The sequence below is a fragment of the Collinsella aerofaciens genome (assembly GCF_028209885.1).
Classification (GTDB): domain Bacteria; phylum Actinomycetota; class Coriobacteriia; order Coriobacteriales; family Coriobacteriaceae; genus Collinsella; species Collinsella aerofaciens_BA.
This window is the reverse complement of record NZ_JAQLEM010000016.1, coordinates 1-19512: the sequence shown is the minus strand read 5'-3', so window position 1 is coordinate 19512 and position 19512 is coordinate 1. Positions and strand designations below refer to the sequence as shown.

The 19512-nt window shown below is 61.6% G+C and carries 16 protein-coding genes and 1 tRNA gene; 5 read left to right on the top strand and 12 right to left on the bottom strand.

Features of this window, described 5'->3' with window-relative positions; genetic code table 11:
• Nucleotides 1-392: 392 nt before the first annotated feature.
• The gene (gene argS / locus PMX21_RS05535) at nucleotides 393-2246 is read right to left on the bottom strand and encodes an arginine--tRNA ligase (RefSeq protein WP_006235481.1); all 1854 of its coding nucleotides are present in this window, start codon (nucleotides 2244-2246) and stop codon (nucleotides 393-395) included.
• A gap of 342 nt (nucleotides 2247-2588) precedes the next feature.
• On the opposite strand from argS, the gene PMX21_RS05530 reads away from it, so the two are divergent.
• Nucleotides 2589-3074, top strand: a complete 486-nt coding sequence (locus tag PMX21_RS05530; protein ID WP_022094807.1) for a CarD family transcriptional regulator — start codon at nucleotides 2589-2591, stop codon at nucleotides 3072-3074.
• A 108-nt stretch (nucleotides 3075-3182) separates the two neighbouring features.
• Nucleotides 3183-3782, top strand: coding sequence for an HD domain-containing protein (locus PMX21_RS05525; protein WP_271758574.1), 600 nt, complete (start codon nucleotides 3183-3185; stop codon nucleotides 3780-3782).
• Nucleotides 3783-3851: 69 nt separating this feature from the next.
• On the opposite strand, the gene PMX21_RS05520 is transcribed toward PMX21_RS05525, so the two are convergent.
• The gene (locus PMX21_RS05520) at nucleotides 3852-5138 is read right to left on the bottom strand and encodes a glutamate-5-semialdehyde dehydrogenase (protein WP_271758572.1); all 1287 of its coding nucleotides are present in this window, start codon (nucleotides 5136-5138) and stop codon (nucleotides 3852-3854) included.
• Nucleotides 5139-5250: 112 nt separating this feature from the next.
• Between PMX21_RS05520 and PMX21_RS05515 the strand changes: the two genes are divergently transcribed.
• Nucleotides 5251-6669, top strand: a complete 1419-nt coding sequence (locus PMX21_RS05515; RefSeq protein ID WP_271758570.1) for an alpha/beta fold hydrolase — start codon at nucleotides 5251-5253, stop codon at nucleotides 6667-6669.
• 209 nt (nucleotides 6670-6878) lie between these two features.
• On the opposite strand, the gene proB is transcribed toward PMX21_RS05515, so the two are convergent.
• From proB to PMX21_RS05490, 5 genes are all read right to left on the bottom strand, one after another.
• Nucleotides 6879-8006: a glutamate 5-kinase gene (gene proB / locus PMX21_RS05510; RefSeq protein WP_271758568.1), complete on the bottom strand. Its 1128-nt coding sequence runs from the start codon at nucleotides 8004-8006 to the stop codon at nucleotides 6879-6881.
• A gap of 79 nt (nucleotides 8007-8085) precedes the next feature.
• Nucleotides 8086-9591 carry a nicotinate phosphoribosyltransferase gene (locus PMX21_RS05505; protein WP_271758566.1) on the bottom strand — a complete coding sequence of 502 codons (1506 nt, stop codon included), beginning with the start codon at nucleotides 9589-9591 and terminating at the stop codon, nucleotides 8086-8088.
• A gap of 84 nt (nucleotides 9592-9675) precedes the next feature.
• A complete protein-coding gene (locus PMX21_RS05500; protein ID WP_271758564.1) occupies nucleotides 9676-10134 on the bottom strand; it encodes a hypothetical protein in 459 nt (152 codons plus the stop codon).
• 64 nt (nucleotides 10135-10198) lie between these two features.
• Nucleotides 10199-10271: transfer RNA gene (locus tag PMX21_RS05495), tRNA-Ala, on the bottom strand.
• 150 nt (nucleotides 10272-10421) lie between these two features.
• Nucleotides 10422-11360, bottom strand: a complete 939-nt coding sequence (locus tag PMX21_RS05490) for a radical SAM protein (protein ID WP_271758562.1) — start codon at nucleotides 11358-11360, stop codon at nucleotides 10422-10424.
• Nucleotides 11361-11885: 525 nt separating this feature from the next.
• Between PMX21_RS05490 and PMX21_RS05485 the strand changes: the two genes are divergently transcribed.
• Both PMX21_RS05485 and trpS read left to right on the top strand, forming a co-directional pair.
• Entirely contained in the window at nucleotides 11886-13085 is a 1200-nt protein-coding gene (locus PMX21_RS05485; RefSeq protein ID WP_271758560.1) for an MraY family glycosyltransferase, read from the top strand.
• A 159-nt stretch (nucleotides 13086-13244) separates the two neighbouring features.
• Complete coding sequence (gene trpS / locus PMX21_RS05480; RefSeq protein ID WP_138112823.1) at nucleotides 13245-14294, top strand: tryptophan--tRNA ligase; 1050 nt, start codon at nucleotides 13245-13247, stop codon at nucleotides 14292-14294.
• A gap of 382 nt (nucleotides 14295-14676) precedes the next feature.
• Here trpS and PMX21_RS05475 read toward each other — a convergent pair whose 3' ends face one another.
• From PMX21_RS05475 to pckA, 5 genes are all read right to left on the bottom strand, one after another.
• Nucleotides 14677-14997, bottom strand: coding sequence for an MGMT family protein (locus PMX21_RS05475; RefSeq protein ID WP_117770205.1), 321 nt, complete (start codon nucleotides 14995-14997; stop codon nucleotides 14677-14679).
• An 80-nt stretch (nucleotides 14998-15077) separates the two neighbouring features.
• The gene (locus tag PMX21_RS05470; protein WP_271758558.1) at nucleotides 15078-15932 is read right to left on the bottom strand and encodes a DegV family protein; all 855 of its coding nucleotides are present in this window, start codon (nucleotides 15930-15932) and stop codon (nucleotides 15078-15080) included.
• Nucleotides 15933-16051: 119 nt separating this feature from the next.
• A complete protein-coding gene (locus tag PMX21_RS05465) occupies nucleotides 16052-16501 on the bottom strand; it encodes a MarR family winged helix-turn-helix transcriptional regulator (protein ID WP_196032736.1) in 450 nt (149 codons plus the stop codon).
• 170 nt (nucleotides 16502-16671) lie between these two features.
• On the bottom strand, nucleotides 16672-17391 hold the full coding sequence (locus tag PMX21_RS05460; RefSeq protein WP_271758556.1) for a B3/B4 domain-containing protein: 720 nt from the start codon (nucleotides 17389-17391) through the stop codon (nucleotides 16672-16674).
• A 227-nt stretch (nucleotides 17392-17618) separates the two neighbouring features.
• Complete coding sequence (gene pckA, locus PMX21_RS05455) at nucleotides 17619-19289, bottom strand: phosphoenolpyruvate carboxykinase (ATP) (RefSeq protein WP_271758553.1); 1671 nt, start codon at nucleotides 19287-19289, stop codon at nucleotides 17619-17621.
• Between the last annotated feature and the right edge of the window lie 223 nt (nucleotides 19290-19512).

Here is a 19512-nt window from a genome sequence, read left to right as displayed (position 1 = left end):
CAGCGTTAGTGTAACACAACCGCCGCCACCTGCAACTTAGTCATTGGGGACGTTCTTAAACGACTAGTCAAAAGGGACACTCTTTGGTTTAACACCCACAAATCTGACTGCCTCCGCCAAAACTATGGCGGTTTACTACGATGAATCGCTCAACCGCGACCACTCCGAAACTTGTTGAACTAAAACCGCAGGTAGATGCCTTGCACTTTTTAGCGAAAAGCCGGCGTGGTTGGAATACCTCAATTCATCGTAGTAAATCGACATAGTTTCGTATTTCCAGCAGTTCCAAATTCGTCAATACGTCGGCGTTTGCAAAAAAGCCCGACCTCCGTGGGAGATCGGGCTTTCAAGGCTTAGTTAAACCAAGTCTGTACGGTCAAATGACTCGATGATTACATCTGCTCGGGCGCGGAAACGCCAACGAGGGTGAGCACCAGGGCGAGCGTCACGCGAACGGCATCGCAAGCGGCCAGACGGGCGCGCGAAAGCTCGGGGTCGACGGGACGGCCCTCGCTCGGCAGAACCTGGCAGGCAGCGTAGAAGCTGTGGAAGTCGCCGGCGAGTTCCTCGGCAAAGTGCGTCAGACGGAACGGGGCGCGGTCGCGAGCGCAGCTGGCGATGAGGTCGGTGAGCTCGTTGAGCTTACGCGAAAGGGCGAGCTCGGTCGGGTCGGTCAGCAGCGAGTAATCGACGTTCTCACCGATAGCCTTGGCGGCGACGGCCTTCATGCCCATCTCGTCAGCCTGCTCGGGCGTAACGTCGGCGGCACGGCGCAGAATGGAGCACACGCGGGCGTGAGCGTACTGCACGTAGTACACCGGGTTGGAGTTGTCGCGCTTCTTGACGGCCTCGATATCGAAGTCGACCATCTGGTTGGAGCTCTTGGAGATGAGCGTGTAACGGGCAGCGTCGGAGCCGACCTCGTCGACGAGCTCCTGCAGGGTCACCATGGTGCCCTTGCGCTTGGACATACGGACGGGCTTGCCGTTGCGCAGCAGGTTGACGAGCTGGCCCAGCAGAACCTCAAACTTGCCGGGGTAACCCAGAGCGTCGCAGACGCAGCGGACGCGCTCGATGTAGCCGTGGTGGTCGGCGCCCCAGATGTCGATGACGTGGTCGACGCGCTGGAACTTATCCCAGTGATAGGCGACGTCGGAGGCAAAGTAGGTGTACTCGCCGTCGGACTTGATCAGCACGCGGTCCTTGTCGTCGCCCAGATCGGTGGAACGGAACCACAGAGCGCCGTCCTTGGTGTAGAGGTAGCCCATCTTGTCGAGCTTCTCAAAAGCGCGGTCGACGGCAGAGGTGCCGGCGGTCTCGCCCTCGGTGTCCTTCACGTACAGCGAACGCTCGGAGTACCAACGATCGAAGTCGCAATTGACGGCGTGGCAGAGGTCGCGCATGTTGTCGACCATCTTCACATAGCCGCGCTCGCGGAAGCTCTCCATGCGCTCCTGCGGATCGGCGTTGACCCACTTATCGCCGTCGGTGCGCCAGAACTCGGCAGCCTCGTCGATGATGTAGTCGCCGCCGTAGGAGTCCTTGCCCAGAGTCTCGGCAAAGTTGTCCTGATACGGATGGGTCTCGGGGTGTTCGTCGTTCTCGTCGGCAACAAAGGCGTCGCGGTCGGCGATCAGCAGCTTGTGAGCCTCATCGATATCCACGCCCTGCTTGGCGATGATGTCGGCAAGCTGCATATAGCGCGTGCTGATGGAGTTGCCGAAGGTGTTCATCTGAGAGCCGTGGTCGTTGATGTAGAACTCACGCTGGATGTCGTAACCGGCGTGGTCCATAACGCGGCAAAGGGAGTCGCCCAGAGCGGCCCAGCGGCCATGGCCGATGTGCATGGGGCCGACGGGGTTGGCGGAGACGAACTCGACCTGGGTCTTCAGGCCGCCACCGACGTTGGACTTAGCGAAGTCCATACCCTTCTCGCGAGCCTCGCCAAAGATGGCATTCTTGACGGCAACGGAGAGGTAGAAGTTGATGAAGCCGGGGCCTGCGATCTCGACCTTCTCGATCGCGGGGTCCTCGGGCATATGGGCAACGATGGCCTCGGCGATCTTGCGCGGGGCGCAATGGGCCAGCTTGGCGGACTTCAGGGCCATGGTAGAGGTCCACTCGCCATGAGAAGTGTCAGCCGGTCGCTCGATAGCGCAATCGTCAAGTTCAAATGCGGAAAGGTCGCCGGCCTCCTGGGCCGCAGCAAGCGCAGCGCGTACCAGCTCTTCAATCTTCTCGGGCATAGATCCTCCTTGTGTTAAAGCCCCCGAGCTCTTGGTCACTCGTAGGGCAAAAGCCAGAGTTTGTAGCACTCTATCACAAGCGACGGGCACTGTCGCAGGGTAAAGCCAATCGATATTGCATATGCACAAAATTGACTACAGCTTGTATGGAGTCACTCAAAGATGCCGGTCTGCCTGCAGATTATGCAGGCGTTGAAAATGCATAAAGGTGTGAATGAGCTGCGTCTGTTATCGAATACTCTTACCTATCGGAGTTGTGTGTTTTTCCTGCATAAAGTGAGAATTTGCGCACGTCAGCGTGTTATTCTAGACATACGTAAATTCGTATAAGTTGGAGGTAGCATGTTCTCAATCGGTCAACACGTCATTCATCCGGGTCAGGGAGTCTGCACCGTCGTCGGTTTTAGGGACGACACGCCGCAGCCCATGCTGCTGCTCGAGACCAAGCAGGGACATGCGCAGACGATCCTCATGTACCCCGTGGCGCAGGCCGATCGTTTGCACGCCGCCATCTCTCAGCAAGATGCCGAGCACCTGCTGAGCCACTATGACGAGCTGGAGTGCGACACCTTCACCGAGCGCAACAGCTCACTTGAGGAGACGCACTTTAAGCAGCAGCTCAAGCTGGGTGCGCCCGAGACGGTCCGCGTGGCAAAGACCATGATGCACCGCATTCGCCAGGCCGAGGAAGCTGATAAAAAGCCCAGCTCCTACTACATGCGCGTACTCAAGGAAGCCAAGCGCCGCTCCATCGAGGAGTTCGCCGTGGCCTTGGGCGTCACCGAGGAGGACGCCGAAGCCCGCCTAGCCCAAGCCGCCCTCAACTAACCCAACCGCGCCAAAAACCACCACAAAGGGGACAGGCACCTTTGTGGTGGTTTTCTTGTTCTAGTAGTATTCATTCTTATCGTTACCCACGAGCACAAGGAGTCTCCTATGGCAGAGCCGCTTTCCGCCGGAATCACCCGCGACCGCGCGTTTGAACTGCTTAACGAGCACAACAAAGACCCGTTCCACATCACCCATGGCGAGACGGTCGAGGGCACCATGCGCTACTTTGCGCGCGAGTTCGACCCCGAGAACGAGGAGTTTTGGGGCATCGTCGGCCTGCTGCACGACTTGGATTGGGAGGAGCATGAGGACGACCCCATGAACCACACCATCTATGCTGCCGAGATTCTTAAGGGCGAAGGTGCGTCTCCCGAGCTCATTCGCGCCATCCAGACGCACACGTCGGACTTCAACACCTCGCTGCCCAAACCCGAGCTGCAGATGGAAAAAATCCTGTTTGCCTGCGATGAGCTCACCGGCCTGATCGGCGCTGCAGTCATCATGCGCCCGAGCAAGAGCGTTATGGACTTTACGACCAAGTCGCTCAAGAAGAAGTTTAAGGACAAGCGCTTTGCCGCCGGCTGCTCGCGCGACGTGATTTCGCAGGGCGCCGAGATGTTGGGCTGGGAGCTCACCGAGCTCTTTGACCGCACCATCGCGGCCATGCAGTCCTTCGCCCCCGACCGCGATACCTTCCAGGCCTAACCGCCCACGCCACCTTAAACCGCCACAAAGGGGACAGGCACCTTTGTGGCGGTTTTTCTTGCGCGGTCGTTAGGGGCGGACCTGGCCGGTGCCTCGGAGCTTGTATTTGTAGGTAGTGAGGGCCTCGGCGGCAAAGGGGCCACGGGCGTGGAGCTTTTGGGTCGAGATGCCGATCTCGGCGCCCAGGCCAAACTCGCCGCCGTCAGTGAAGCGCGTGCTGGCGTTGGCGTACACGGCCGAGGCATCGACCGCATCGAGGAAGCGCTCGCAAGCGTCCGTGTCCTCGGCAACGATGGCCTCGGAGTGCATCGTGCCGTAGCGATTGATGTGTGCGATGGCCTGGTCCTCGTTTGCCACGACCTTCACGCTCATCTCGAGCGCCAGGTACTCGCGACCCCAGTCCTCCTCAGTCGCGGCGACGTAGTCATCGCCCTCCACAAAGCCGGCGTCGGCGCACGCGGCGCACGTGGCCTCGTCGCCGTGAATGAGCACGCCGTGATCGTGCAGCACGGCAACGACCGCAGGCAAAAACGCATCGGCCACAGCATGGTCGACCAGCAGCGACTCGGCGGCATTGCACACGCCTACGCGCTGGGTCTTGGCATTAACGATAATGTTGAGCGCCTTATCAAAGTAGGCGGATTCATGCACGTAGATGTGGCAGTTGCCCGTGCCCGTCTCGATCACCGGCACAAGCGACTCGCGCACGCAGCGCTGGATCAGGCCTGCACCTCCGCGCGGAATGAGTACGTCGACAATACCGCGGAGCTTCATGAGCTCGCCGGTGGCCTCGCGGTCGGTGGACTCGATCATCGACACGGCCTCGCGCGGGAAGCCCTTGGCCTCGAGCGCATCGGCCAGCAGCTCGGCGATCATGGCACACGAGTGATAGGCCAGCGAGCCGCCGCGTAGAATGCAGGCGTTGCCGGTACGGATGCAGATGCCTGCGGCGTCGGCCGTCACGTTGGGGCGCGCCTCGTAGACCATGGCGACCAGGCCCAACGGCACGCTCACGCGGGTCAGGTCCACACCGCTCGCAAGCACGCGGTGGTCGAGCACGCGGCCGACGGGATCGGGCAGCTCGGCGAGCTTCTCCAAACCGGCGGCCATGCCCTCGACGCGCTCAGGCGTCAGCAGCAGACGGTCGAGGAGCCCCGCCGAAGTGCCCGCATCGCGCGCGGCGGACATATCGAGCTCGTTGGCGGCGACGATGGAGTCGACACCGTTGCGCAGTGCTGCGGCCATGGCGCGCACGGCCTCCTGGCGCTGCTCATCGCTCGCCGTGGCAAGCGAGGCCGACGCTGCCTTGGCGGCAACGGCAAGATCGTGGACATACGTGGCTATATCGACCGACATGGGCGGCCCTTTCTCCTAGAAGTTTGCAACCATGGTAGCCGATTTGCGCATGGCCTCGCCCGCGGCGGTAGAATTGGTCAACCCGAAACACCGCAACGAACGGAAGACTCACATGGCCCTCATCACTTCGTACCACGTCCCCGGCCTTTACGTCGAGGACCACAGCATCGACGTCCCCCTTGACTGGCGCGGCCTGGAGCCGATGCTCCTGGCCGTCGGCAGCACCATGCGCCGCGGCGCTATGCCGGCACCAATCGCCGGCGCGCCCGAGAGCATCAAGCTCTTCTACCGCGTGGTTTGCGCGCCCGACCGCATCAACGACGATCTGCCGCTGCTCCTGTTTTTGCAGGGCGGCCCCGGCGGCGAGAGCCCGCGTCCGCTGTCGCCTACAAGCGACGGCTGGATCGAGGAGGCCGTCAAGCACTTCCGTGTGGTCCTTCCCGACCAGCGCGGCACCGGACGCAGTAGCTGCGTGGACGGACGCACGATCAAGGCACTGGGTGATCGCGCAACGGCCGCCGGCGCCGATACAGCACGCTCGCAGGCCGACTTCCTCAAGCGCCACCTCGCCAGCTCCATCGTGCGCGATTTTGAGTACCTGCGTCTGGTGGGCTTTGGCGGCAAGCCCTGGGTCACGCTCGGCCAGAGCTACGGCGGCTTTTTGACGTTGAGCTATCTGTCGCTCTTCCCCGAAGGCGTGGCGGCAAGCTTTACCTGCGGCGGCATTCCACACGTGCCAGCGAGCGCCAGCGAGGTCTACGCGCACACCTTCCCGCGCATGGCAGCTAAAACTCAGCAGTATTACGACCGCTACCCCGCCGACGTCGAACGCGTGGCGGCCCTGGCCGATACGCTCGAGGCCCAGAAGCCCGTGCTGCCCGACGGCTCGCCGATGACGGTCGAGCGTCTACAGCTCATGGGCAGCGACTTTGGCATGAAGCCGAGCTTTGAGCGCATGCATTGGATTATCGATCACGCTTTTGTTGACGGCGACGGCACGCTGACCTGCGGCTCCTCGGTATCCGACAGCTTTTTGATGCGCGCCTTCGAGCGCACCAACACGCGCACGAATCCGCTGTACTGGACGCTGCAGGAGTTCATATACGCCGACGGCGACACTATGCCCATTGGCTGGGCCGCGGCTGAAGAGAAGGCGCACCGCGCCGAGTTCGACACGCTCGCACGCCCGCTCATGTTTACCGGCGAGGCCATGTTCCCGTGGATGTTTGAGCAGATGCCCGAGCTTAAGCCGTTTAAGCCCGCCATGGACCTGCTGATGGAAGACACCAGCTGGGACAAGATCTACGACCCGCAGCGCCTGGCCTGCAACGAAGTTCCGCTCCAGGCCGCGGTGTATTTCGACGACATGTACGTGGATTCGGGCCTGCAGCTCGATACGCTCAGCCGCGTGGGCAACTCGCATGCCTGGGTGACCAACGAGTTCGAGCACGACGGCCTGCACGGCGGCGTGGTGTTCAAGCACCTCTTCGACGAAGCACTCAACCGCGGAGACCTGCGCCAGATCTTCTAGCAAAGGAGTGTCCCCACCTGCCGGCACAAAAAGAACGTCCCCAAGTGCCGAACAAGTGCCGGCAACGACAATGCCGCAGGTAGAGAACGGAAAGCGAAAACGCCCCTAAGCGAGCAAGGTGACGTGAAAGAGGAGGGCATTGACCTTTTGGTCATGCCCGACGATTGAACGTCAGATTGCCGCTTAGGGGCGTTTGCAGCGTCAATTGGTTATGCGAAGACGATTAAATTATCCCTGTGTATCGCCGGCTTCTCGGCCAGGTTAGCGAGCAGGCGGTTGCTGGCGATCTGGTCCTGGCGGCGACCGGCAGCAAGTTCCAGCACGTCCGAATCGGCCTCGGCGATACCGCGGGCGACGACCATACCGCTCGGATCGCACACATCGAGCACATCGCCCTCGGCAAACTGGCCATCGACCTCGCGAATACCCACCGCAAGCAAAGAAGAGCCACGGCTAACCAGCGCCTTCGCAGCACCATCATCAACCGTCACCGACCCATGTGCCTTGTCGCCCAGCGCGATCCACAGCTTGCGGGGCGCGATGTCCAGACGCTCCGCCGGCGGATCGAACAGCGTGCCCACGCTCTCGCCGCGGGCGAGGCGCACGAGCGCATCGGGCTCCTCGCCCGAGCAAATCACGCTCTGAATGCCCGCCGTCATCAGGATGCGACTCGCGCGGATCTTGGTAATCATGCCGCCCGTGCCCACCGATGTGGAAGAATTGCCCGCCGAGGCAATAATCTTGGCATCGATCTTATGCACGACAGGAACAAACTCGGCCGTGGGGTCCTCATGCGGATTGGCAGTATAGAGACCATCGATGTCCGAGAGCGTCACGCACAGATCGGCAGATACCAGGCAGCTCACGAGCGCCGCCAGTGTGTCGTTGTCGCCAAACTTGATCTCGTCGACGGTAACGGTGTCGTTCTCGTTGACGACCGGCACCACGCCCAGCTCCACCAGACGCAGCAGGGCGTCGCGCGCGTGCAGGTAGGACGTGCGACGCGCCGTGTCGTGACGCGTGAGCAGCACGAGCGAGGTGAGCAGGTCGCGCGCATGGAACTCCTCGTCGTAGGCCGACGAGATGATGCACTGACCAGCCGAGGCGCAGGCCTGCAGGCTCGGAAGGTCGCCGACCGGCTTGCGGTCGAAGCCCAACACGGGATAGCCACAGGCAATAGCGCCCGAGCTCACCACGACCAGACGCCAGCCGAGCTTGCGCAGCGCTGCGGCTTGATCGGCAAGTCCGCCGATAAAGGCGCGGTTGACCTTGCCATCGGCGCCCACCACCGTGGACGAACCGATCTTTACCACCATCGTTTTATAAGAAGTCGTCATACGTCAAACCAATCAACTGTTCAGCGAACGGCCGAGCTGGCGGCCAAGGGAGCGTGACTCGCCCCTACCGCCCAAGGAATCATTTTGCCCAGGGGAAAGCCGAGGCCGCGGCCATATTCTTGCGCACGAGCTCGTCGCGCACCTGGGCCAGGCCCTGTTCCATACCCACCACGTAGGTCTGCGGATACAGGAAGCGCTTGAAAGCCGCATCCAGATGATCGAGCGCCCAAACACAGCGCTCGCGCGCGTCCTGGATGCTCTCACGCGGAGCCACCGCACTGCCGTCGCGCACGATCGGCACCAACAGCTCACGATACTCAAGTTCGGACACGTCGGTCACCAGGGCGGCATCATTCACGGCCACGAGGGTATTGCCGCGCGCGGCGCCCTCCCCCGCCAGATGGTCCTCGTCGTAGATCATGTCGCAGACCGGGCCGCCAAAGCCGTCGTAATAACGGCGCACGCGCTGTACGCCCGGGATCGTGCGCTTATAGGGCTGCTCGGAGAGCTTGACCACCGGCGTCCACGGGTCGGCCTCGCTCGCACGGCGGGCGGAAAGCTTGTACACGCCGCCCAACGCCGGCTGGTCGTAGCAGGTCGCGAGCTTGGTACCCACGCCAAAGCTATCGATGGGCGCGCCCTGGTCGAGCAGCGACTGAATCGTGTACTCGTCCAGGTCGTTGGACACCGAGATACCCACATAGGGCAGGCCCTCGGCATCAAAACGGCCGCGAACATACTTGGAGAGCTTGGCAAGGTCGCCGGAGTCGATGCGAATAGCCGACAGGCGCTCGCCCACCGCCTCCATCTCCTTGGCAACCGTAATGGCATGCTCGCAGCCCTCGCGCACGTCATAGGTGTCGATGAGCAGCGTGCAGTTCTTGGGGCTCGACTTGGCAAAGGCGCGGAAGGCCTCGAGCTCGGAATCGAAACTCATCACCCAGCTGTGCGCATGCGTGCCAAAGACGGGAATACCGTAGCGGCGGCCGGCGAGCACATTGGACGTAGAGGAGCAGCCGGCAACGTAGCTCGCGCGCGCAACAGCTAGGCCGCCATCGGGGCCCTGGGCACGGCGCAGGCCAAACTCCGCCACGGGGCGACCGTCAGCGGCGAGCACCACGCGCGCCGTCTTGGTGGCGACAAGCGTCTGGAACCCGACGATGTTGAGCAGCGCCGTCTCGAGCAGCTGGCACTCCAGCGCGGGGCCGGTGACGCGCGCCATGGGCTCGCGCGGAAAGACGAGCTCGCCCTCGGGCACGGCGTCGATGTTTACATGCGCACGAAAATCGCGCAGATAGTCGAGGAATGCGGACTTAAACATCGCGCCGCCGGCCGGGGCCTCAAGCGATGCGAGGTAGTCGATATCCTCGGGCGTAAAGCGCAGGTTCTCGACCAGCTCGGGCAGTTCGGCGGTGCCGCACATGACGGCATAGGCGCTGCCAAAGGGATGGTCGCGGTAAAACGCGGTAAAGCAACCCTGCTCATTGGCCTTGCCGCTCTCCCACAGGCCCTGGGCCATAGTGAGCTCGTACAGATCGGTGAGCATTGCAATGTCGGTGGGATGCGAGATGTCGGTCAAAGCCATGGGGCGACCTTTCAGATGTGTGGTGCAGAATTTGAGGGTTGGACGAGAGCAGAGCATGCGGACATGACGCCCGATGCAAATCGGTTAGAGCAGGCCCATGCTGGTCAGGATCGTGTAGCCCATAAAGATGACAAACGCGATGAGGGCAAGGACAATGATGATTTTTTGAGCCGGCGCCATGCCAGGGATCTCGTTCTCGCCCGTAGGTTCCTTGGAGGCAACCATGCGCTGGGCAAAGGTCATCTCGTCACGGCTCGGCTTGGGCTCGACGGACTTGGGACGAGCGGCCTTTTTAGGCTGAGGTTTGGGCGCGGCAGGTGCAGGCTTCGCAGCAGCGGGCTTGGGTGCGGGCGCGGGCTTGCGCTCGGATGCGGCGTTCGAGGCGACCTCCTCGGCCTTCGCACGCTCGGCGCGCAGGGCAGCCAGCTCCTCACGCTCGCGACGGGCCTCTTCCCGAGCCTCGCGGCGGGCCTTCTCAGCGCGGAGCTCTTCCAACTCAGCGCGCTCCTCGTCGGACAATGGTTGGGACTCAAGCTCGGCCATGGTATAGCCCTTTCTTTTAAAAAAAGCCGCCGACACAATGTCAGCGGCTTATCAAATCCAAGGGTGGAGACGAAGGGAGTCGAACCCTCGGCCTCTGCCATGCGACGGCAGCGCTCTCCCAACTGAGCTACGTCCCCAGGACAAGTCGATATTTTACCTACGGCTCGCCAACTGTCAACGCCCAATAACCAGTCTTTTTGGGGCGCGGCTATTTTGGCAACTTTTCGAACAGGCGATCCTCTCGATGATTTTTTATCCCCGTCCCAGAAAAATCATCGACGAACGCGCTACTTTGCGGTGGTAAGAACACCGGTGGTGTCGAAGGCCGGGGTGAAGCTCTCGTCTACCGCGCCGCCCTCTTGCCAGAACATCGTCGTAAAACCCAGGTCGTCGGCATGGTCGAGCACCTGCTCGTACTCCTCACGCGTCACGGCGCGTGCCAGGTCGCCGCCCTGCTCGCGCATGAGCGCATTGGGCGTGTACTGGTTCATAACCGAGATCGGCACGTCGCCCACCGTCTGCCACACCAGGTCCAGCACGCGACACGAATCGTCTGCATGCCCCGGAAGCACCAGGTGACGCACGATCATGCCACGCTTCATAAGCCCGTCCTCGTCCACCAACTCTCCCCCGCGGCGCTCGATCTCGCGCGCCATCTGGGCCAGACCCGACACGGCCACACGCGGGTAATCCTTTATATGGGAGAGCGACTGCGCAAGCCCGGCATCGGCATATTTAAAGTCGGTGAGCCACACATCGACCAGGTCGCCCAGCGCCGCCACGGCACTCGCGCGCTCGTAACCACTCGTGTTGTAGACGATTGGGATAACCAGTCCGCGCGCCCGTGCCGCGGCAATCGCGGCAGGCAACAGGTGCGCATAGTGCGTCGCCGTCACCAAATTGATGTTGTTGGCACCCTGGTCCTGCAGTTCCAGCATAATCTCGACCAGGCGCTCAGGCGAAATCTCAAGGCCAAAATTGCCGGTCGAGATCTCGTGGTTCTGGCAGTAGATACATTTGAGCGAGCAGCCGCTAAAGAAGATCGTGCCCGAACCGGCCTCGCCCGAGATAGGCGGCTCCTCCCACATATGAAGCGCGGCGCGGGCCACCTTGAGCGTGTCGTTAGCACCGCAGACGCCGTGCGCGCCCTCATCGCGCGCCGCACCGCAACGGCGCGGACACAAATGGCAGGCGGGCGAAAAAAGTTCGGTCAACGACGTCGGCATAAAAACATGCTCCAAAACAACGATTCAGCAGCTCAAACGTAAAGGGCCAGGCCGCGTAGACGGCTCCGTCCCTAAGGCGCCGTAATCGTCCGACACGATTTTTGTAATGTCAAGACTGGAATCCACAAAGTGCCGCTTTATGATGTAGGTATTCCGCCCCCCGCGGAGCAACTGGGTGAACCGTCGCGTTTATTTAGGGAGCCCACACAGTCGTACCTAGTACAGGTATCCTTCGTTGTTAAGGACGCTGGAACAGTCGATGAGGGCACCCACCTGTTTTAGGTGGGTTCATTTTCGTAACGTGGGGGGTGGTTTTTTTTGCCGAAAATCACCATTACAGTCCATATGGATTCCCGCCGGCATCCCGACAAGCCATCGACAACATCCCAATATCTGGTAAGCGCGTGATTATCGCTGCGTGCAATTACATGCACCCCCCTTGGTCGAGTATTATGGTTCGGCTATGCCCTTTGCGCATGGCGTTCTTCTGACCTTTTCCTTCGACGCTTGGCGGTTTTTAGATTCATGGCTTCATCCCCGAGCTACATACCGTACCTATGCGTGGCAGCGGCGGCCTTTATCACGACCTTCCTCGCGGTGCCCCTGGTCAAGCGCTTGGCAATTAAGCTCGATGCCGTCGACTATCCTTCTAAGCGCCGCATCAACACCAAGCCCATCCCGCGTTTGGGCGGAACGGCGGTGTTTTTGGGCCTGGTCGTTGCCTGCATTGTGCAAATCCTAGGCACCTGGCACCTAGGCTGGCCACCCGTCCTGGTGCCGCACCCGCGCCTTCACATTAGCTATCCCATGCTGGCGCTCTCCTTTACCGTCATCTTTGCGACCGGCGCTATCGACGACGTCTTCCAGCTCAAGCCCAAGCAAAAGCTGGCCGGACAGGTCCTCGCCGCGCTCATCGCCTGTATCGGCGGCCTAAAAATCGGCGTCATCGTCAACCCGTTTGCCCCCGGCGAGATCATGCTCGGATGGCTCGCCTACCCCATCACCGTGATCTATCTGGTGGCATTCACCAACATCATTAACCTCATCGACGGCCTCGACGGCTTGGCCACGGGCATCTGCGGCATCGCGTCGTTCACCATGTTTTCGATGGCCGTTCTCTCGGGCCGCATCGACGCCGCCGCGCTCTCCATTGCGCTCTTTGGCGCCTGTCTGGCCTTTTTGCGCTACAACTTCAACCCCGCAAGCATATTCTTGGGCGACTCGGGGTCGCTGCTTCTGGGCTTTGCGCTGGGCTCCATCTCGCTGCTCAACGTGAGCCGCACCGCCGCACTCACCTCGCTTATCATCCCGCTCATCGTTGCCGGCGTGCCTATCATCGACACGTTTAGCGCCATCGTGCGCCGCAAGCGCGCCCACATTAGCATCGGGCAGGCCGACAAGGGCCACATCCACCACCGCCTGATCCAAGAAGGCTACAACCAAAAACAGGCTGTGCTGCTCATCTATGCCTGGTGCATCATGCTTTCGGCCGGCGCCGCCGCGATTAACCAGGTCGAGGTGCCCATGCGCGTGCTCATCTTTACCGTGCTCGCCATTGGCTCGGCGGCCTTTGCCAAGCATCTACATCTGTTTGAGCCCGTGCTGCGCCACCATTACAACAAGCGCACGCACGAGGACGAGCTCGTCACCCCCGACGACCCCGCTTTTAAGCAGGAGGAGCAAGCAGCCGAGGAACGTAAAGAAGAGCGCCACCACAAGCTCTAGGATAAGCTGCCGAGGATGTGCCCAGACACCGTTGGCCAAGCGCAGCCGCGCCGCACCCATCGCACAAGCCACCCCTCTCCCGCCCCTCGCCTACTTACGCCCCGCCCCTCCAATAAACGCGTTATCATCTTGACCCATGAACATACGTTAGGAGCAATCATGCCAAACGAGAACAGCTACGAAGTCGCGCTGCAAAAGAGCAACGCCATTCGCGAGGGCCTGGCCAAGACGCCCGAGAAGTTCACCATGCTTACCGGCGACCGCCCCACCGGCCGTCTGCACCTGGGTCACTACTTTGGCACCCTCAAGGGCCGCGTGGAGCTGCAGAACATGGGCGCCAGGACCAACGTACTCATCGCCGACTACCAGGTCATCACCGACCGCGACACCACCGAGCACATCCAGGACAACGTGTACAACATGGTCATGGACTACCTTGCCTGCGGTATCGACCCCGACAAGACCATGATCTACGCGCACTCCGCCGTGCCCGCCGCCAACCAGCTCATGCTGCCGTTCCTGTCGCTGGTGTCCGAGGCCGAGCTGGCGCGCAACCCCACGGTCAAGGCCGAGATGGAGGCCTCGGGCCACGAGCTCACCGGCCTTCTGCTCACCTACCCGGTGCACCAGGCCTGCGACATCCTGTTCTGCAAGGGCAATGTGGTGCCCGTCGGCCGCGACCAGCTGCCGCACATCGAGCTCACCCGTACCATCGCCCGCCGCTTTAACAACCGCTACGGCAAGGTATTTCCCGAGGTCGAGGCGCTGCTGTCCGAGACCCCGCTGCTGCCCGGCCTGGACGGTCGCAAGATGAGCAAGAGCTACGGCAACGCCATCAACATCTCGATGACCGCCGAGGAGACGGCCAAGCGCATCAAGAAGAGCCAGACCGACTCCGAGCGCATGATCACGTTCGATCCCGAGAACCGCCCCGGCGTGTCCGGCCTGCTTTCGACGGCCGCCATCTGCACCGGCCGTTCCGAGGTCGAGATTGCCGAGGAGATTGGCATGGGCGGCTCCGGCCAGCTCAAGAAGTACGTGACCGAGGCCGTCAACGAGTACTTCGCACCGATCCGCGAGCGTCGCCAGCGCTACGAGAACGATCTGGACTATGTGAAGGACGTCCTGCACGAGGGCAACCGTCGCGCCAACGAGATCGCCGAGCAGACCCTGGCCGAGGTTCAGGACGCCATGGGTATGGTGTACTAGGCCGATCTGCTGACTTGAGCTTTCGATTGCTATAGGGCGGGCGCTACGGCGTCCGCCTTTTTTGGAGCGGACCGCTTCGGCTCCGTCCATCGCACTCCCCCGACAAACAGGAACAGGCCCGCTGGCAGTTAGTTGCCAGCGGGCCTGTTCCCGAAGTACACCGTTGAATCGCACAGAGGGGAGGAATGCGAATCAAACTCAACAGGGCAGGCTTTTTCATCGCCTATTGCCTGCTCCGTTGCTGAAACCAATATAGTTCACCGTGGTTTACTTTGCAGCATCAATATCCGCCGCCATAGCTTCTCCATAAGTTAGCCCAAGTAAACTAAACCACCACAAAGGGGGCAGGCACCTTTGTGGTGGTTTTGGCCACGGCAGAGCGCTAGAGCCCTGCTGGCCAGCGACAGGCGGGCAAGTCGACGTGCATGTCGTCCTTAAACGCCACACCCTCCCCTAGCAAAAGCTCACGTTGAGCATCGGGACCGCCAAAAGCGAAGCCCTCGCATATGTGCCCGTCGGCAAACACCACGCGGTGACAGGGAATCTCGCCGGGACGCGGATTACTATGCAGGGCATACCCCACGTACCGCGCACTTCGTGGACGACCGGCAAGCAGCGCCACCTGACCATACGTGGCGACCATCCCCTCGGGAATCTGCTCGACCACCTCGTACACCCGTTCAAAAAAGCCCTCAGACGCCATTGCTCGCTCCCTTCCACCCGGAAAAGCATAAACCACCACAAAGGTGCCTGTCCCCTTTGTGGTGGTTTATGGCAAGTCGGTTAGTTGGCGGGTTGGAAGAAGGCTACGGCTACGGCACCGGGGCCTACGTGGGTGCCGATGGTGGCGCCGATGGTGTGAACGGGCAGTTCGCCCTCGGCATGGCCAGCCCACAGCGCCGCGCTGTCCTCGATATACTTCTTGAGCACCGCATCCGAAAGACCCGTATAGCCGAGCGCCAGCGGCATGGAGAAGTCGACGCCGCCCGCCTGCTCGACCTTCTGGTTCAACAGGTTTCGACCGTTTTTGGAACCGCGCGCCTTGCCCAGCTGCACGATGAGGCCGTCCTCGGCGGCCACGACCGGCTTCACGTTGAGCAGCGTACCCACGGCGCCGGCCGCAGCAGACAGACGACCGCCACGCACCAGATACTCCAGCGTCTCGAGCAGGCCGATAACCACCACGCGGTCGCGCACGGCCTCGACCGCTGCCGCGATCTGGGCCGCACTACGGCCCTCATCCACCAGGCGCAGCGCATACTCGACCAGCACGCGCTCTCCCAAGGTCACGTTATTGCTGTCCACGACGAACACGTCGCCGCCCGGCGCCTCGGCAAGTGCGGTACGGGCGCTCTGATTGGTGCCCGAAAGCTTGGCGCCCACGGTAATAATCACGGCCTCGTCGCCGGCCTCACGCGCCTCGGCAATCGCCTGCGAAAACGCGTACGGGTTGACCTGGCCGGTCTTGGGCAGCTCATCGCGCTCCACGAGCATCTCGTAAAAGCGCTGGTGATCGATGTCGACGCCATCCATGTACACATCGGTGCCAAAGGTGACGGACAGCGGCAGAACACGCAGAGCGGGGTGCTCCGCCGGCGACATATCGCTTGCGGAATCGGTAATAATGCGGACGGACATAACAAATCCTTTCTTGCGCAGGTCTCGCGCGGGGAATTTAGACAGCATTGCCCCGGCACGGTATACGCGCTCAAACGGGACTATGCAGTTGTTAATGGGAAGCAAATGCCTTGGCGGCCTTAGATCTCGCGCAGGGTGTTGAGAATCGTACGCAGCGACGCATACATCTGCTCGCGCTGCTCCACGCCCATGGCCTTACCGGTGGTGTCGAGCACGTCGTGGATGATACGGTCGGCCTCGTTCATGCTCTCGCCACCCAGCGTGGTCAGGCGAACCGGTGCGCGGTACTTGACGGCAGCATCGCCCGAGTCATCAACCTCGACAAAGCCGCCCTCCTCCAGGTGCGCCAGCGTGCGCGAAACGGCAGCGCGCGTCACGCCGGCCACGCGAGCCAGATCGGCGCCGGTCATGCCGTCCTTGCTGCGCTCCAGGTAGTACAGGCACATAACGTCGGAGCCCTTGAGGCCCAGCCTTGCGCCCTCGGACGTCTTGATACGCTGAATCTCCTTGTACAGCCCGCTAATCAGTCCGACAAAATCCTCGAAACGTGTCTCGTCGTTCTGCTGCATGGGAGACGACCGCCTTTCGCTTGCATGATGCTAACGGGTAAACATCTTAGCCGTACTCAGCGACTGCCGCCTCCACGCGACCCAATTGTTAACCCATCAACATAAAAACCACCACAAAGGGGACAGGCACCTTTGTGGTGGTCTGGGGCATCAATAGGTTCTAGGCGCCGCTACAGCTCCACGCAGGGATTGTCGCGGGTCACAAGCGTCTTAACGACAACCGTCGCTCCCAGATAGCGCTCGAGCAGCTCGGCCAAGCGATCGATGGCGGCCTGGCAATCCCCCATCCGCTCGGGCTCCACGCACTCAATCGCCAGAAATGCGTCCGCCGAATCGTCGGACAGCGCCGTGCGAACGCCATCGCGCCAGTTCCAGCAACGGCACACGGCGCCCGCATCATCGATATAAGCAAGCTCACCGGGCAGCGTCGGATCATCCGCCTCCTCGCCAAGTGGCAAGAACGCGTCGCCGCCGTCGGTCACCTTCAAGCGAAGGTCTCCCTCAATCGCATGCAGATCCTCGCCTCCCACGGGCAGCGCGTAGGTCAGCGACACCGTGTTGTAAATATCCACCGCGGGCGTAATGTGGCCCACCGGCTTGCCTTTGAGCACGCGTTTGAGCAAGTTCTCGATCGAGCAGCGCGCGCCTTTCTTGGTCTTGAACAAACGATAGGCCTCGCGCCATGCCTTGACCGGTGCGTTCTCGCTGATAGTGTCGCTGGTCAGATGACGCTCCGCATCGATATTGGCGCGGTCGAGAAACGCCGCAATCGCATCCACGTCCTCTTGAGGAATCTGAGCCGTGGGCTTCATGCCCTCCACGACCACAACACCGACCGCTGCCTGCGGAAACAGCTCCCAGAATGAATCCTCGGCAATAAAGCTCTTCATACGCTCTCCCTTCATTGTGCGCGCCCGAGTGAGGGCGCCTAAACAAAAAGCGCCCTTACAACGGCCACCTTCAAAGTCCTACGGTGCCGTCACAAGAACGCTTGCGCTGTCCCCATCCGGAGAAGGGGACGATATGTCAGGCGTATTGTAACCCGAGTCATCCACGCGAGCAAAACCACCACAAAGGTGCCTGTCCCCTTTGTGGTGGATATGGACTCACGGCGAAGCTAGTGGCGGAGTCCCAGCAGCCCGCGGCCGCGATGACGGGCGTCGGCGTGTACTTGAGCGTGCGGGCCGGCGGCTTTGACGGACTCGGGCAGGTGCGAGTACTTCTTCTCGAAGTTCTCCTCGAACATCACCGCCAGGTTGTGCGCGGCCTCGTCATAGCGCGCGGTGTTCTGCCAGTATTGGCGCGGCACCAGGATGCCATCGGGCACGCCGTGGCACGTCGTGGGAATGTCGACGTTAAAGATGTCGTCGTGCACGAACTCGCTGTCCTCGATGGTACCGTCGAGGGCGCGAGCGACCAGTGAGCGCGTGTAGGCAAGCTCGATGCGATGGCCTACGCCGTAGCCGCCGCCAATCCAGCCGGTGTTGACCAGGTAGACGCGCGTACGCCCGTCGGCGATGCGCTCGCCGAGCATCTTGGCGTAAACCATGGGGTCGAGCGGCATAAACGGCTCGCCGAACAGCGAAGAGAACGTGGGCGTGGGCTCGGTGACGCCGACCTCGGTACCGGGAATCTTAGCCGTAAAGCCCGTCACAAAGTGGTACATGGCGGCATCGGCCGTCAGGCGCGAGATGGGCGGCAGCACGCCAAAAGCGTCGCAAGTCAGGAACAGCACGACACTCGGAGTGGTGCCCATGCCCTTAGTCCACGCGTTAGGAATGTGCTCCACGGGATAGGCCACGCGCGTGTTGTGCGTGATCGAGATGTCGTCGTAGTTGGGCTTGCGGTTCTCGTCGAGCACCACGTTTTCGCAAATGGCGCCAAAACGGACGGCGTTGAAGATCTCGGGCTCGTGGAAGGCGTCCAGGCCCTCGCATTTTGCGTAGCAGCCACCCTCAATGTTGAAGATACCCATGTCGGACCAACCGTGCTCGTCGTCGCCGATCAGCAGGCGCGTGGGATTGGCCGAAAGCGTGGTCTTGCCGGTGCCGGACAGGCCAAAGAACACGGCGGTCTCGTGCGTGACGGGATCCATGCTGGCCGAGCAGTGCATGGGCAGCACGTCGTCCTCGACGGGCAGCAGATAGTTCATGACGCTAAAGATCGACTTTTTAATCTCGCCGGAGTAGCCGGTGCCGGCGACCAGAATCACGCGTTCCTGGAAGTTGATGACCACGGCAGCGCTGGAGTTGAGGCCCTTGATGGCAGGGTCGCACTGGTAGCCGGGTGCCGCGAGCACGCAGAAGTCGGGCTCGCCGGTGCGCGCGATTTCACGGGCGAGCGGACGGGCGAGCATTTGCTTAATGAAGAGTGCCTGGCTGGCACGCTCGCAGGCAACAAGCAGGCGACGCGTGTGGTTGCGGTCGGCGCCCGCCATGCCGCGCGTGACGAACACGTCGCGCTCGTCGAGATAGTCGACGATGCCGGCCTTGATGGCCTCATAGCTCTCGACGGACAGCGGGCGGTTGACCGCACCCCAGGCGATCTTGTCGTGAACATCGGGGGTGTCAACGATAAAACGATCGTTGGGCGAACGGCCGGTGCGCTCCCCCGTCTCAATCACCAGCGCGCCGTTGGATGCCATGCGGCCTTCTTCGCGGCGGATGGCGTGCTCGACGAGCTCCGCGGCGGGTAGATCGACCAGCAGGCGGGGCTGATTCTCGGCGGGATCTTCGACCAGCGTAATACCAAAGTTGGACAAAACTTCTGCAGGGGTAACACCAGGCATGGGGCCTCCTTTAAAAACGCGACACGTGGACGCGGCGCGCACTTTACTCACGTAAAGCCCGTTGTACCCGATATGCAAAAACGTTTTTGCGGCAAGGGCGGCAAGCCCGCCCAACGGTCAAAAATCGCAGGCAAGCGGCCCAGTCATTGGGTGTTCCTATAGTTTTGTCAACCGTCGGGGCTACTCCCGGTAGGGCACCCGGTCGCGCATCACGGCGTATATC

What these genes read in the sequence shown, in the direction of transcription:
- PMX21_RS05485 (WP_271758560.1), top strand. Translation starts at nt 11,886, where the DNA reads ATGGCTTCATCCCCGAGCTACATACCGTACCTATGCGTGGCAGCGGCG.
- PMX21_RS05470 (WP_271758558.1), bottom strand. Translation starts at nt 15,932, where the DNA reads ATGTCCGTCCGCATTATTACCGATTCCGCAAGCGATATGTCGCCGGCG.
- trpS (WP_138112823.1), top strand. Translation starts at nt 13,245, where the DNA reads ATGCCAAACGAGAACAGCTACGAAGTCGCGCTGCAAAAGAGCAACGCC.
- proB (WP_271758568.1), bottom strand. Translation starts at nt 8,006, where the DNA reads ATGACGACTTCTTATAAAACGATGGTGGTAAAGATCGGTTCGTCCACG.
- PMX21_RS05460 (WP_271758556.1), bottom strand. Translation starts at nt 17,391, where the DNA reads ATGAAGAGCTTTATTGCCGAGGATTCATTCTGGGAGCTGTTTCCGCAG.
- PMX21_RS05525 (WP_271758574.1), top strand. Translation starts at nt 3,183, where the DNA reads ATGGCAGAGCCGCTTTCCGCCGGAATCACCCGCGACCGCGCGTTTGAA.
- PMX21_RS05515 (WP_271758570.1), top strand. Translation starts at nt 5,251, where the DNA reads ATGGCCCTCATCACTTCGTACCACGTCCCCGGCCTTTACGTCGAGGAC.
- PMX21_RS05500 (WP_271758564.1), bottom strand. Translation starts at nt 10,134, where the DNA reads ATGGCCGAGCTTGAGTCCCAACCATTGTCCGACGAGGAGCGCGCTGAG.
- PMX21_RS05530 (WP_022094807.1), top strand. Translation starts at nt 2,589, where the DNA reads ATGTTCTCAATCGGTCAACACGTCATTCATCCGGGTCAGGGAGTCTGC.
- PMX21_RS05490 (WP_271758562.1), bottom strand. Translation starts at nt 11,360, where the DNA reads ATGCCGACGTCGTTGACCGAACTTTTTTCGCCCGCCTGCCATTTGTGT.
- PMX21_RS05520 (WP_271758572.1), bottom strand. Translation starts at nt 5,138, where the DNA reads ATGTCGGTCGATATAGCCACGTATGTCCACGATCTTGCCGTTGCCGCC.
- PMX21_RS05465 (WP_196032736.1), bottom strand. Translation starts at nt 16,501, where the DNA reads ATGCAGCAGAACGACGAGACACGTTTCGAGGATTTTGTCGGACTGATT.
- argS (WP_006235481.1), bottom strand. Translation starts at nt 2,246, where the DNA reads ATGCCCGAGAAGATTGAAGAGCTGGTACGCGCTGCGCTTGCTGCGGCC.
- PMX21_RS05505 (WP_271758566.1), bottom strand. Translation starts at nt 9,591, where the DNA reads ATGGCTTTGACCGACATCTCGCATCCCACCGACATTGCAATGCTCACC.
- PMX21_RS05475 (WP_117770205.1), bottom strand. Translation starts at nt 14,997, where the DNA reads ATGGCGTCTGAGGGCTTTTTTGAACGGGTGTACGAGGTGGTCGAGCAG.
- pckA (WP_271758553.1), bottom strand. Translation starts at nt 19,289, where the DNA reads ATGCCTGGTGTTACCCCTGCAGAAGTTTTGTCCAACTTTGGTATTACG.